The sequence below is a fragment of the Nocardia alba NBRC 108234 genome (genome assembly GCF_001612665.1).
Lineage (GTDB): Bacteria > Actinomycetota > Actinomycetes > Mycobacteriales > Mycobacteriaceae > Nocardia > Nocardia alba.
Window position 1 is genome coordinate 322,624 of record NZ_BDAX01000009.1, and the last position, 13,102, is coordinate 335,725.

At 68.1% G+C, this 13,102-nt stretch carries 12 protein-coding genes; 6 read left to right on the forward strand and 6 right to left on the reverse strand.

All coding sequences use genetic code 11. The features are described from left to right. Positions 1-21: 21 nt before the first annotated feature. The gene (locus NA12_RS12060) at positions 22-1,143 is read right to left on the reverse strand and encodes an alpha/beta hydrolase (RefSeq protein ID WP_243654701.1); all 1,122 of its coding nucleotides are present in this window, start codon (positions 1,141-1,143) and stop codon (positions 22-24) included. Positions 1,144-1,408: 265 nt separating this feature from the next. Here NA12_RS12060 and NA12_RS12065 point away from each other — a divergent pair, with 265 nt between their 5' ends. After that, positions 1,409-2,533, forward strand: a complete 1,125-nt coding sequence (locus tag NA12_RS12065; protein WP_307188347.1) for a metallophosphoesterase — start codon at positions 1,409-1,411, stop codon at positions 2,531-2,533. Positions 2,534-2,563: 30 nt separating this feature from the next. On the opposite strand, the gene NA12_RS12070 is transcribed toward NA12_RS12065, so the two are convergent. Beyond that, positions 2,564-3,265, reverse strand: a complete 702-nt coding sequence (locus NA12_RS12070) for an LppP/LprE family lipoprotein (protein WP_067449356.1) — start codon at positions 3,263-3,265, stop codon at positions 2,564-2,566. A gap of 191 nt (positions 3,266-3,456) precedes the next feature. Between NA12_RS12070 and NA12_RS12075 the strand changes: the two genes are divergently transcribed. Both NA12_RS12075 and NA12_RS12080 read left to right on the forward strand, forming a co-directional pair. Then, entirely contained in the window at positions 3,457-4,926 is a 1,470-nt protein-coding gene (locus NA12_RS12075) for a 3' terminal RNA ribose 2'-O-methyltransferase Hen1 (RefSeq protein ID WP_067449358.1), read from the forward strand. Beyond that, positions 4,923-7,436 carry a polynucleotide kinase-phosphatase gene (locus NA12_RS12080; protein WP_067449360.1) on the forward strand — a complete coding sequence of 838 codons (2,514 nt, stop codon included), beginning with the start codon at positions 4,923-4,925 and terminating at the stop codon, positions 7,434-7,436. The genes NA12_RS12075 and NA12_RS12080 overlap by 4 nt, the downstream gene beginning before the upstream one ends. Before the next feature lie 105 nt (positions 7,437-7,541). Here the strand turns inward: NA12_RS12080 and NA12_RS12085 are convergent, their stop codons facing one another. Then, positions 7,542-8,558: a fatty acid desaturase family protein gene (locus NA12_RS12085; protein WP_067449525.1), complete on the reverse strand. Its 1,017-nt coding sequence runs from the start codon at positions 8,556-8,558 to the stop codon at positions 7,542-7,544. 154 nt (positions 8,559-8,712) lie between these two features. Between NA12_RS12085 and NA12_RS12090 the strand changes: the two genes are divergently transcribed. Next, complete coding sequence (locus NA12_RS12090; protein ID WP_067449362.1) at positions 8,713-8,952, forward strand: type II toxin-antitoxin system Phd/YefM family antitoxin; 240 nt, start codon at positions 8,713-8,715, stop codon at positions 8,950-8,952. After that, positions 8,949-9,371 (forward strand): type II toxin-antitoxin system VapC family toxin, encoded by a 423-nt coding sequence (locus tag NA12_RS12095; RefSeq protein WP_067449364.1) that lies wholly within the window; start codon positions 8,949-8,951, stop codon positions 9,369-9,371. The genes NA12_RS12090 and NA12_RS12095 overlap by 4 nt, the downstream gene beginning before the upstream one ends. 75 nt (positions 9,372-9,446) lie before the next feature. Here the strand turns inward: NA12_RS12095 and NA12_RS12100 are convergent, their stop codons facing one another. After that, on the reverse strand, positions 9,447-10,607 hold the full coding sequence (locus NA12_RS12100) for an aromatic ring-hydroxylating oxygenase subunit alpha (RefSeq protein WP_067449526.1): 1,161 nt from the start codon (positions 10,605-10,607) through the stop codon (positions 9,447-9,449). A gap of 107 nt (positions 10,608-10,714) precedes the next feature. Between NA12_RS12100 and NA12_RS12105 the strand changes: the two genes are divergently transcribed. Then, the gene (locus NA12_RS12105; RefSeq protein WP_067449365.1) at positions 10,715-11,320 is read left to right on the forward strand and encodes a TetR/AcrR family transcriptional regulator; all 606 of its coding nucleotides are present in this window, start codon (positions 10,715-10,717) and stop codon (positions 11,318-11,320) included. Positions 11,321-11,357: 37 nt separating this feature from the next. Here NA12_RS12105 and NA12_RS12110 read toward each other — a convergent pair whose 3' ends face one another. Beyond that, the gene (locus NA12_RS12110; protein WP_067449527.1) at positions 11,358-12,167 is read right to left on the reverse strand and encodes an SDR family NAD(P)-dependent oxidoreductase; all 810 of its coding nucleotides are present in this window, start codon (positions 12,165-12,167) and stop codon (positions 11,358-11,360) included. Between the two features lie 9 nt (positions 12,168-12,176). Then, on the reverse strand, positions 12,177-13,097 hold the full coding sequence (locus NA12_RS12115; protein ID WP_067449368.1) for an LLM class F420-dependent oxidoreductase: 921 nt from the start codon (positions 13,095-13,097) through the stop codon (positions 12,177-12,179). Between the last annotated feature and the right edge of the window lie 5 nt (positions 13,098-13,102).

The window sequence follows — 13,102 nt, forward strand, 5'->3', positions numbered from 1 at the left end:
CGGTTTCAGTTGCGGTAGAGGCTACTTCGGCGGCTCGCCACCGGCGGGTGCGCCACCGGCCGGTGGTCCGCCCGCGGGCGGTGCGCCACCCGGAGGCGGGGTCGCGCCCGCGGGCAGCGGCTTGCCGATATTGCGCGCCATATCGGGCATCAGCCGGATGGCGACCTGCTCCCAGGTGCCCCAGTTGTGGATTCCGATGTCGGGGAAGTCGTAGCTGACGTTCTGGTAACCCAGTGCGGTCACCCGCTTTTCGAACGAGCGGGTATTGGCAAGGGCGATCGCCTCCAGCGGCATGCCCTGGGTGATCGCGTCCACCGAGGACAGATCCTGATCGGCGGGCTTGGCGCTACCGGCGGAGACATAGAGGCGGGTGTTGTTGGCGATCAGCTTCTCGACGAACCCGTAGGGGTCCATCCGCTTCCACTTCTCGCTGCCCGCGGGCGCCATCGCCTCGATGTTGTACCCACCGCTGGCGATCATCGCGCCGCCGAGCGCCTCGCGCATGCCGGGCATCGACATGTGCAGGTAGCCCGACAGCGAACCCGCGTAGGTGAACTGCTCCGGGTAGTAGGCCGCCATCAACAACGCCGCGCCACCACCGCTGGACAGCCCCACCACCCCGTTGCGGGTCGAGCTGAAACCGAGCCGGGACTTCATCGCCTCCGGGAGGGTCTTGGAGATGAAGGTCTCCCACTGGTAGGTGTTGGTCTTACCCTGGGTGTCCTCCCAGCCGCCGATCGCCGAACCCGAGTCCGCGCTCGGCAGCAGCGACCCGTCCGGGTTGGTACCGAAGAAATTGCTCGGCTGGTCCCAGTCGGCGTAGAAGCTGGACTGCCCGCCGACCGGCATCACCACGTTGATGTTGAACTTCGCTATCTGCGCCGGGATGGTGGTGTGCTTCTCCCAGCCGTTCAGGTCGTCCTCGGCGCGTTCGCCGTCGAGCAGGTAGACCACCCGATCGGTGTTGCCGTCGGCCGCGCGGATGATCCTGGTGTTGATCTCCCCCATCGAGGTTTGCACCCGGAAGTCGATCGCGGACGGGTCCGCGTCGGCGGCCGCGGGCGCGACCGTGACGCCGAACGGCAGCACCGCCACGACGGCGCCCACCATCACCCGCCGAAGAACTCTGTTTACCCCACGCATGATCGGTGTTCTGACCTTCCCATCTGTGCGGCCTGGCCGCTTTCCCCACTCGACCCGCCGCGGTACTACACCTGCGCGCGGGGCCTGTCGGGCAGCATAGCGCGCCCGGCGATCCCCGGGGTACCGCGAATTATGAAGCGGGGCAATCCGCTTCGCGCGCCCGCTGCGAACTGCGGATTCTCGGTGCGGGGCGGTGCGAACGGGGCGCTAGGCTGGGAGGTCGATTCGTGGCCGCGCAGGCCGCCCTGCCCAGAACGGGACCGCCGTGAAGCTCGCCGTACGCCTGATGATGTTGTCGCTGGTCCTCGCCCTGCTGTTCGGGCTGCCCTGGTGGACGTTGGTCTCGGCGCCGACCGGTGGCGTCGGAACGCTGTTCTGGATCGGGACGGCGATCGCCGTGGCCGCCCTGGTGTGCCTGCCGCTCACGATGTTCCTCGGGCACGGGCCCGCGCAGTCCGATCCGGCGGTGATCGTCGGCGACACTCTGCTCGGGGTCGTATGGGTGGTGTTCTCCTGGTCGGTCATCGGCCTGTTCGTCCGGGGCGCGCTGGCCGTCGGCGGGGTCGACGGCGCGCGGATCGTGGCGGCGGGGGTCCTGCTCACCTCGGCGGTCCTGGTCGGGTGGGGTGTGTACGAGGCGCGTCGGGTGCCCCGCGTCCGCACGGTCGACGTCGCGATTCGTGGGCTCGCGCAGGGCCTGGACGGGTTGCGTGTCGTGGTCGTCACCGACACCCACTACGCGGCGCTGAATCGGCGCCGCTGGTCCGAGCGGGTGGTCGAGGTGGTCAACGCGCAGCGGCCCGATATCGCTTGCCACGCCGGTGATCTCGCCGATGGTTCGGTTGTGAAACGTCAGGCTCAGGTCGATCCGCTCGGCAAGGTCGAGGCGCCGCTCGGCCGGTTCTACATCACCGGCAATCACGAGTACTTCGGTGACGCGCAGGGCTGGATCGACTACATGGCCTCGCTCGGCTGGCAGCCGCTGCACAACCAGCACAGCGTTCTCACCCGCGACGGCGACCGGCTCGTGATCGCGGGCATCGACGACCCGACCGGTGTCGGACTGCCCGGTCACGGCCCTGATCTGCCCGCCGCGCTCGCGGGCGCCGACCCGTCGCTCCCGGTGGTCCTGCTGGCCCACCAGCCCAAGCAGATCGCCGACAGCGCGGCGGCGGGCGTCGCGCTGCAGATCTCCGGCCACACCCACGGCGGGCAGATCTGGCCCTTCCACTACCTCGTCCGGCTGGACCAGCCGGTGGTCGCGGGCCTGAGCAGGCACGCGAACGACACCCAGCTCTACACCAGCCGCGGCACCGGCTTCTGGGGTCCCCAGCTTCGGGTTTTCGCCCCCAGCGAGATCACGGTGCTGGTGCTGCACCCGGACAACTGAACCCGGTTACCCGGAGCGTCCGAGATCGGATCAGCGGTGCGGCTGGGTGACTTCGGTCGGCAGCGTGCCGCCCATCACCACCTTCGAACCGTTCCACGAATAGGTGATCGTCGCGGGGCCGCCCTGCGGCGCGGCGAAGGGTTCGTCACCGGCGAGCCAGCGGTAGTCGACGGTGACCGCGTTGTTGCTCGACCCGACCACGGTGGTGAAGGCGTACGGCTCGGAAGTGCCGGTGCCCAGGTACTTTCCGTTGCGGAAGAACAAGATGTGGATCGGAGCGCCCGCGGAGTTGCCGCCGATGGCGCGCACATATAACAGCTGACCACAGCTACCCGGCTGATCACTCGAGGCCTGCCCGGCCACCCAGCTGCCCTGCAGGCTCGCGAGGGCATTCTGCACACCGGTCGAGGCCGGGTCGATGCAGCGGCCCGGTCCGCTGATGTTGTCCGCGGGGGCGGGCGAGGTGGTACCGGGTGCCGACGTAGGAGCTTGTGTGACCGGCGGTGTTTCGGGCTCCGGCGCGACGGTGGCGCCGGGCTGGGGCGCCGCGGTCTCCACCGGCGCGGGGGACCCCGGATTCTGGGTACCCGGCGCGGGAGCGCGGGTGGTCGATGCTGCGGCCGCCGCGCGGGAGGTCGATGTGGTCGTCCCTGCACCACTCTCGTCGGTGCAGCCGGTGACCAGCGCCGCGGCGACGGCGATGAGCGCGCCCAGCCGAACTGTGTTCTTCATGGTTCCTCGATTCTGTGTCCCCTTGCGCGCTGTAGCGCGTCTATGCAGCCTTCATCGGGGCCCTCCATACGGTCGTTAGGCGATTCAACGAAATCTGCACCCTAGGGTGCGGATTCCACACCCTGTCCTGCCCGCGTCGGACGACTGCCGATGATCTGAAAATCGCTGGCGGTCCGTGACAGGATCATCAAGTGCTCTTGACGATCTCCACGACTCACGTGCCGGCGACAGACCTCGGCTACCTCGTGGTCAAACACCCCGACCGCGTGCAGTCGTTCACGACCACCGGCGGCACGGCCCATGTGTTCTATCCGCAGGCCGACGTCGACCGCTGCACCGTGGCGCTGCTGCTCGAGGTCGACCCGGTGGAGCTGGCGCGACCGAGCAAGGGACACAACGGATCCGCACTCGGCCGCTATGTGAACGACCGGCCGTACGTGGCGTCGAGCCTGCTGTCGGTGGCCATGGGCAAGGTGTTCCGGTCGGCGCTGAACGGGGCCAGCCGAGACCGGCAGGAGTTGGCGCGCACCGCGATTCCGCTGGAGATCGACGTGCCCGCCGTGCCGTGTCGGGGCGGAACCGAGATCGTCGAGCGGCTGTTCGCACCGCTGGGCTGGACAGTGTCGACCACGTCGACGCCCCTCGATCCACAGTTCCCGGAATGGGGCGCTTCGCCCTACACCCACCTGCGCCTGACCGGGACGCTGCGACTGGCCGAGGCACTGAACCACCTCTATGTGCTGTTGCCGGTGCTCGATGACGCCAAGCACTACTGGGTGGACGCCGACGAGGTCGACAAGCTGTTGCGCGCGGGCGAGGGCTGGCTCGGCGCGCACCCCGACCGCGAACTGATCGCGCGACGCTATCTGGCCGGACGACGGACCCTCACACTGTCCGCACTGGAACAGCTGCGCGCGGCGGACGAGGTGGTCGACGATACCGAGATCCCCGTGGACGCGGTCGAACGCGTCGAAGCCGCGGAGCGGCGCACGCCCCTGGTGCAGTTGCGCAAGACGGCGGTCCTGGCCGCGCTCGCCGAGACCGGCGCGGCGCGGGTGCTCGACCTCGGTTGTGGCCCAGGCGCTTTGCTGCTCGCACTGCAAGCCGAGGCCAGGTTCACCGAGATCGTCGGCGCCGACGTGTCCAGCGCGGCGCTGTCGATGGCGCAGCGGCGCTTGAAGTTCGACCGGATGTCGGACCGGCAGCGGGCCAGGATCACGCTCATCCAGTCGGCACTGACCTACCACGACAGCCGACTGCGCGGCTTCGACGCGGCGGTGCTCATGGAGGTGATCGAACACGTCGACGAGTCGCGGTTGCCCGCGCTCGAACGCGCCGTCTTCGGGCATGCCGCACCCGGCGCGGTCATCGTGACGACCCCGAACGTGGAATACAACGTGCACTACGAGACCCTTGACGGGCACCGCCACGACGACCACCGATTCGAGTGGACCCGTGCGGAATTCGCCGCCTGGTCCACCCGTGTCGCGCAGGCCTTCGGATACACCGTCGACCTGCGCCCGGTGGGCGAGTGCGACCCGCGGACCGGCTCCCCCACTCAACTCGCGCTCTTCCGCAAAGCCGCACCGATGCCAGTACTCGACCCCGCGGAGTCACCCTCCGCTATCGCGTCCGGGCCCGAACGTGAAGGCGCGCAGTGAATATCGACCTTCCCGAGCTGTCGCTCATCGCTCTCGTCGGCATCTCCGGCTCCGGCAAATCCACCTTCGCCCGCGAGCACTTCAAGCCCACCGAGGTGCTGTCGTCGGACTTCTTCCGCGGCCTGGTCGCCGACGACGAGAACGATCAGTCCGCGACCAAGGACGCCTTCGACGCGCTCGGCCACATCGCCGGAATCCGGCTGCGCGCCGGACGGCGCGTCGTCATCGACGCCACCAATGTGCAGAAGCACGCGCGGGCCGAATTGATTTCTCTGGCGAAGTCTTTCGATGTGTTGCCGGTCGCCATCGTCATCGATACGCCCGAGGCTGTGGCCTGGGAACGCACGCAGAACCGCGCCGATCGCGACTTCGGGCGCAATGTCCTGAAGCGGCAGAGCCAGGACCTGCGACGTTCGCTGCGTGAGCTCGGTCGCGAGGGTTTCCGCAAGGTGCACGTCGTTCGTGACCCGGCCGAGGTGACGATCACCTATGAAAAGGCCTGGAACGACCGGCGTGAACTCACGGGACCGTTCGACATCATCGGCGATGTCCACGGCTGCCGGGCCGAATTGGAAACGCTGCTGGGCGAACTCGGGTGGACGCTGATCCGCGACGAGGCCGGCCGTGCTGTCGATGCCGCGCACCCGCGCGGACGCCGAGCGGTCTTCGTCGGCGACCTCGTCGACCGTGGGCCCGATTCCCCAGGCGTGCTGCGGTTGGTGATGGGGATGACCGCGAGCGGCAACGCGCTGTGCGTGCCGGGCAATCACGAGCAGAAACTGCTGAGGAAACTGCGAGGCAAGAACGTCACGGTCTCGCACGGTCTCGCCGAGACGCTCGAACAATTGAGCAGCGAGACAACGGAATTCGTCGAGTCGGCGGCGCAGTGGATCCACGATCTCGTCAGCCACCTGCGGTTGGACGGTGGGCGCCTCGTGGTCGCGCACGCCGGACTGAAGGAGTCCTACCACGGTCGGGCGTCCGGGCGTGTTCGCGACTTCTGCCTCTACGGCGAATCCACCGGTGAGACAGACGAATACGGCCTGCCGGTGCGCTATCCGTGGGCGCGCGACTATCGCGGCGCGGCGATGGTCGTCTACGGACACGTGCCGACGCCGAAGGTGGAATGGATCAACAACACCGTCTGCCTCGACACCGGCGCGGTGTTCGGCGGCGAACTGACGGCGCTGCGCTACCCCGAGAAGACCTTCGTCGCGGTCCGGGCCGAGCGGACGTACTACGAGCCGATCCGGCCGCTCGCCGACGCCGAATCCGCGCGCGACAACGAGACTCTCGACCTCACCGATGTCACCGGACGCAGGCACGTCCGGACCGAGTACGGCACGGTGATCGTCGATGCCGAGAACTCGGCGGCGGCGCTGGAAGTGATGAGCCGGTTCGCGATCGATCCTCGGCTGCTGCTGTGGTTGCCGCCGACGATGTCCCCGCCGTCGACCTCGACCGTGGAGGGATATCTCGAGTACCCCACCGAGGCGTTCGCCGACTATCGCGCGGCGGGGGTGGACACGGTGGTGTGCGAGGAGAAGCACATGGGGTCGCGGGCCGTGGTGCTCGTGTGCCGCGACAGCGCGGCGGCCCGATTCGGGGTCGACGGCTCCGGTGCGATCTACACCCGCACCGGCCGGGCGTTCTTCACCGACGCGACGCTCACCGAGACCCTCCTCGACCGCGTCCGCGCGGCGGCCGCACCGCTTTTCGACGAACTCGAGTCGGACTGGCTGCTCCTGGACTGCGAACTGCTGCCCTGGTCGGCCAAGGCCGCCGGGCTGATCCGCACCCAGTACGCGGCCGCGGGCGCCGCCGCACGGTCCGCTCTGCCCGCCGCGGTCGCGGCACTCGACGCCGGACTCGCCCGTGGACTCGATCTCGGCGAACTCCGCGCCCGCACCGCCGCCCGCACCGAGAACGCAGCCGGTTTCACGGCCGCCTACCGTCGATACTGCTGGCCCACAACAGGACTCGACGGCCTGCAACTGGCCCCGTTCGCCCTCCTCGCCGCCGAGGGCACCAGCTACGCCGACCGCCACCACGGCTGGCATCTCGACATCAGCGACCGATTGGTCGCCGCCGACCCGGCGACCTTCCGCCGCACCGGCCGCCGCATCGTCGACCTGTCCGACCCCGCTGCCGAGGCCGAAGCCACCGCCTGGTGGCTCGAACTGACCGCGGCAGGCGGCGAGGGCATGGTCATCAAGCCCTACGCCGGACTCGCCCATCGTGCCAACGGCAAACTCGTCCAGCCCGGCATCAAGTGCCGAGGCCGCGAATACCTGCGCATCATCTACGGCCCCGACTACACCGCCCCGGACCACCTCACCCGCCTACGCGACCGAACCCTCAGCCGCAAACGCACCCTCGCCCTGCGCGAACACACCCTCGGCCTGGCCGCCCTCGACGCCGTCGCCACCGGCGAACCCCTCTGGCGCGTCCACGAATTGGTGTTCGCGATCCTCGCCATGGAGTCCGTACCGACCGACCCCCGCCTCTGAGATCTCGTCCTATCGACGCCAGAAGAAGTGGTGCACGACGCCGCTGGGGCTGGGAACCCGCTCGTGGTGGAAGCGGTCGTCGTAGAGGCGGTCGGTGAGTCGGCGTCAGCGGACCGTCTGGCGGCCGACTTCGTTGAGGGCCGCCATCGCCTGGCGGTACGACTCGAACAGGCTGGTCTCGCAGTAGGGAACGTCGATCTCGGCGCAGAACTGGGCGACCATGGGCTGGGCGAGGCGGAGGTTGGCGCGCGGCATCGACGGGAACAGGTGGTGCTCGATCTGGTAGTTCAGGCCGCCCATCGCGGTGTCGATGAGGAAGCTGCCGCGCACATTGCGCGAGGTGAGCACCTGGCGACGCAGGAAGTCGGTGTTGTCGCCGTCGGGCAGCACCTCCATCCCCTTGTGGTTGGGGGCGAAGGTGGAGCCCATGTACAGACCGAACAGCCCCTGCTGGACGGCGATGAACACCAACGCCTTACCCGGCGACAACACCAGGAACGCCGCCGAGAGCAAGCCGATGAAGTGGGCCGCCAGCAGCGCACCCTCCCAGACACGGTTCGGGATCGGCCAGCGGAACACCGCGACGATGCTCTTCCAGTGCAGGCTGCCGCCCTCGAGCAGCAGCAGCGGGAAGAACAGCCACGCCTGGTAGCGGAAGATGAATCGCCGCCAACCCTTTCCGGCCCGCGCGCGGTCGGCGTGGAACGCCAGCACACCCATCGCGTCCGGGTCCATGCCCTCGGTGTTGGGGTGCGCGTGATGGCGGTTGTGGTTGCTGGTCCACCAGCCGATACTCAGCCCGATCGCGAGGTTGCCCGCGATCAGCCCGTACAGATAGTTGGCCCGGCGCCCGGCGAAGATCTGCTTGTGCCCGGCATCGTGGCCGAGGAACGCGATCTGCGAGAACACCGCGGCCAGGAACGCCGCCACCGGCAGCGTCCACCACGAGTCACCGATGACGAAGAACGCCACCCACCCGCCAACGAAGGCCACCGCGGTCAGCGCACTCTTCCACCCGTAATACCCCACTCGCCGGTCGAGCAGATCCGCCGCCCGGACGCGACGCAACAGAACCGAGTACTCACTGCCACGCACGGGAACGACATCAGACGCGATAACCACGGGACAAGCATGGCGTATCCAGGCCACGCACGGGTGAACGGGTTGCAGATCGATGACAACCGAACCCCGTCGGCTCCCCGGAACAGCAGGGCCGTCGCCGGCACGACCCCACTCGGCGTATCGTAGGTACGTACCTACATAAGAAGGGGTTGCGATGTCTTCAATGAGCGCTCGGGAGTTCAACCAGGATGTCAGCGCCGCTAAACGGGCTGCGGCCGAAGGGCCTGTCGTGATCACAGATCGGGGCGAGGACGCTTTCGTGCTCCTCTCCATCGACGAGTACCGACGATTGAAGGCCGATAGCCTGGATCTCGTTTCCCGGCTGAGCATGGACGACGACATCGAGTTCGAGCCCGCGCCGCTGCAGGTGAACCTGAAGGTCGCCGACCTGTGACTTTCCTCCTCGACACCAATGTCATCAGCGAGTTGCGCAAGTCCCCACAGTCAGTGAACCCAGCGGTGCGCTCATGGGTGGCGCAACGACGGCCATCCGACTTGTTCCTGAGCGTCATCACGATCATGGAGGTCGAGGTCGGTATCTGCCGCATCGAACGGCGCGACTCAGCTCAGGGCAGTCGGCTTCGCACCTGGCTCGAAGACGATCTATTGGACGTGTTCGCGAATCGAATCCTGCCCCTCGACCTCGCAGTCGGTCGACGCGCGGCACGGCTACACGTCCCAGACCCACGGCCCGAGCGCGATGCGATGATCGCGGCAACAGCAGACGCATACGGCATGACCATGGTGACTCGCAATGTGAAGGATTTCGAGCCGATGGGCCTGCCCGTCATCAATCCATGGACGCCCGCCTGACGAGCCGGTCCCGTGATGACTGCCGCCTGCGATCGAGGCAGCCAGGGTGTTGTGTTCCGACCCGGATCGGCACGCTCAGCCCAGAGCGACCCCCAACTCGGCGGCGAAGGTCTTGATCATGTGTTGGACGCCGATCTCGTTGCGGCCGATGAGCATGTGGTCGTGCTGGCCGTGGCGCACCCCTTCGCCGCATTGCGGGAGCATGGCGAAGTCCTCGTCGCGGACGGCGGCGTGGACCTGGGAGTAGATCTGGTCGTAGACGGCGCGTTGTTCGTCGGTGGTCGCGGGGATCTTGGCCATCCAGCTGTGGCGGACCGTGCAGCGGGTCGGGGCACCGGCGGGCAGCATGTCGAGGACTTCGACGCCGACGGGGCTGTTGGCCAGGATCAGGTTGGGATAGATCCAGTAGATGACGCCCATGTTCATCAGCGGATCCCAGGTGCCGGTGGGGTCGGTGTCGAGGCCGGTGATCCAGTTGAACGGAAAGCCCATTCTGTGGTGGCGGCCGAATTCGTCGTGGGTGGAGGTGTCGGCGACGGTGTTCTGCCCGATCACGCTCTCGCCGTGCACGAAGGGAAAGTGATAGCTCTCCGCGAAGGCCTCCAGCGCCCCCTTCCAGCTCACCTCGGAGACGAACTCGCGGTCGTCGTGGTAGCCGTAGGAGGCATAATCCAGTTGGGCCAGTTCAGGTCCCATCGCACCGAGGTGCGCGTCGATGTCGATGGAGCCCTCGGCCGAGAGCACCGCCCAGATGAAGCCGTGCCGTTCCTGGCTCGGGAGTTCGACCAGCCCGTAGTCCTCGCGGCGCATGCCGGTGAAGCCCGCCTTGCCCGGCACGCCGGCCAGTTCGCCGGTGTTGCGGTAGGTCCAGGCGTGGTACGGGCAGGTGAAGCGGGTGGCGTTGCCCGATCCGCACGCGGGCTGGGCGCCGCGGTGTCTGCAGTAGTTCAGGAACACGTGTGCCTGGCCGGATCGGTCGCGAGTCACCAGTAGCGAGTCGCCGAGAACCGAACGCACGACGTAGTCGTTGGGCTCGGGGATCCGCGCGCTCGGCATCACGGCCAGCGGCGTGCGGCGCAGGATCTGCGACTCCTCGACCTCGGTGATCTTCGCGTCGCGGTAGTAGTGCAGCGGCACGCGCAGGGTCGACTCGGCCATGTCGGTGGTCTTGTCGAGCACCAGGCGCAGGGCGCGGCGGGTCAGGTCGTCGGTGAGACCTGGATTCAGTGTCGTCATGAGCAGACCATACATAAATCTCAATGTGTATGGTCTCGATTCCGGGGGAGAAACCCACGAACCGACCACGCCCGCTAGGGTCTGTCGAAATCGACACGAGGAGAGGGATGCGCACGCACGGCTGGTCGGGCACCACCCCGGTCGATGACGAGGAGGCGATCGAGCGCATCCTCGCCGCCGCGCGCACCGCCATCGGTCGCTCGGGCGGGGAGTTCACGATGGCCGAGATCGCCCGCGAACTCGGCGTCACCCGCCAGACCGTCTACCGCTACTTCGCCAACAGCGACGCGCTGCTGGCCGCCACCGCGCTCACCGAGGCAGGCCGGTTCCTCGACGTCCTCGCCGCCCACCTCGACCAGATCCGCGACCCGGCCGACGCGGTGGTCGAAGGCATCGCCTACACCCTCGAACGCCTCCACGAAGACCGCTACCTCAGCCTGCTGCTGACCCCCGGCCGCGCGGGCACCTTCTCCGCGGGCGTCACCTCCGACGCCGCCCGCACCTTCGGCCGTTCCATCCTCGAACGTTTCGCCGTGGACTGGACCGAAGCGGGCATCGACAGCACCCGCCTCGACGAACTGGTCGAACACATGCTCCGCATCGTCCAATCCTTCATCCTCGACCCCGGCCGCCCCCCGCGCCGCGGCCCCGACCTGCGCGCCTACCTCACCACCTGGGTCGCCCCCGCAGTCCGCGCCCTCCAGCCGGACTAGAGCTCACTCACCCACGAGCCCGCAGCGGCGCGGACGCTCACGCGCTCGGTCCGAGGACGTACCGTTCGTCCGCTGGATGGTGATACCAACCGCCCGCCGCGGCGGTACCCCCGTCCACGTGGATGGTTTGACCGGTCACATAGGAGCCGAGCGCGGAGGCCAGGAAGACCGCCACGCCCGCCGCCTCGTCGGCATGGCCGATCCGGCTCATCGGGATCATCCGGCTCGTCCGCTCCTCGAAACCTTCCGGCGCCATGTTCAGAATGCCCTCGGTGGCAATGACATCGGGAGCGATTCCATTGACGCGGATCCCGTGCGGAGCCAGCTCCAAGGCCGCGGTCTTGGTGAAGTTGACGACCCCCGCTTTGGCCGCGGCGTAGGCCGCGTAGCCGGGGGCGGCCCGGACAGCCTCGATCGTGCTGACATTGATGATCGAGCCGCCGCGCTCGGCCTCGACCATCGCCGCGGCGACGCGCTGAGTACACAGCAGCACGTGGGTGAGGTTGGACCGGATCAACGCGTCCCAGCCCTTCACGGTGGTCTCCAGCAGCGCGGACCGGAACGTCCCGCCCGCGTTGTTCACCAAAATTGTTGGCACGCCCAGGTTTTCGACCGTGGCACGCATCGCGGCATCGACCTGGCCCTCGTCGCGGACATCGGTGACACAGGCCAGACCATCTACCAGGCCCGCCGTCGTGCGCGCCCGGTCCCCGTCCTTCTCCCACACCGCCACCCGCGCACCGTATTCGGCGAACGCCAGCGCGATCGCGTGCCCGATTCCCGAGCCGCCGCCGGTGACCACGGCCGTGTGTCCTTCGAGCGACGCGGCGTCACGACGCAGAACCATCGGCATTCCTCACTGGTCGTAGACGTCGATGACATCTGCACGGAAACGGTCGAGTTGTTCGACCAACTGCTCGACACCGAGTCCGAGCATCGGGACCTGCACCCAGGTGACACCGATCGCCGCGAGCGCCTCCAGCCCGCCGAGATAGCCGTCGGCGTCGAATCCAGCTTCACCGGGTCTGCCACCGGCGAAATTGGTGAAACTGATATCGAGCGCGGTCCAGTCGCGTCCCGCGGCGTCGCAGCGTCTGCGCAGATCGTCGATACCACGCACGAGGGCATCGTTCGAGGTCATGGAGGTGGTGCCTGCCGTCTGGGCGAGGACAGCGGGCGCGGCGAACGGACACCAGCCGTCGCCGTGGGTGACCACCCGCGCCCGAGCGGCGCCGGTATTCCCACCGATCCAGATCGGCGGCGCGGTCGCCGGTCTCGGGTGCGCGGTGATGCCGTGCGCACTGAAATGCCTGCCCTCGAAGGAGACATCGTCGCCGGTCCAGATCGCCCGAATCACCGCGAGCCCCTCGTCGACGAGGTCCTTGCGTTCGTCGTAATCGACTCCGAGAGCGGCGAATTCGCGCTTGAGGTATCCCGTACCGATGGCCAGGGTGAACCGCCCGCCGGAGAGGCGATCCAGCGTGGCACCCGCCTTCGCAACTAGGAACGGGTTGCGGTACGGCAGCACAACGATATTCGGGATCAGCCGCAGTGTCGTGGTGTGGGCGGCGGCGAACCCCATGGCGACGAAGGGGTCGAGCGCGTCGTGTCCGCCCGCGTCGAGCCAGCGCTGCGAGGGCGCGGGGTGATCGGTGAAGCCGAGCGCGTGGAAACCCGCGGCCTCGGCCGCGACGGCCACCGCGGCGACCCCGGCTCCCGAAGCCAGCCCGGGGTCACACGGATGGCTGGTCATCGGATAGGTCATCGCAAAGCGCATCGCGC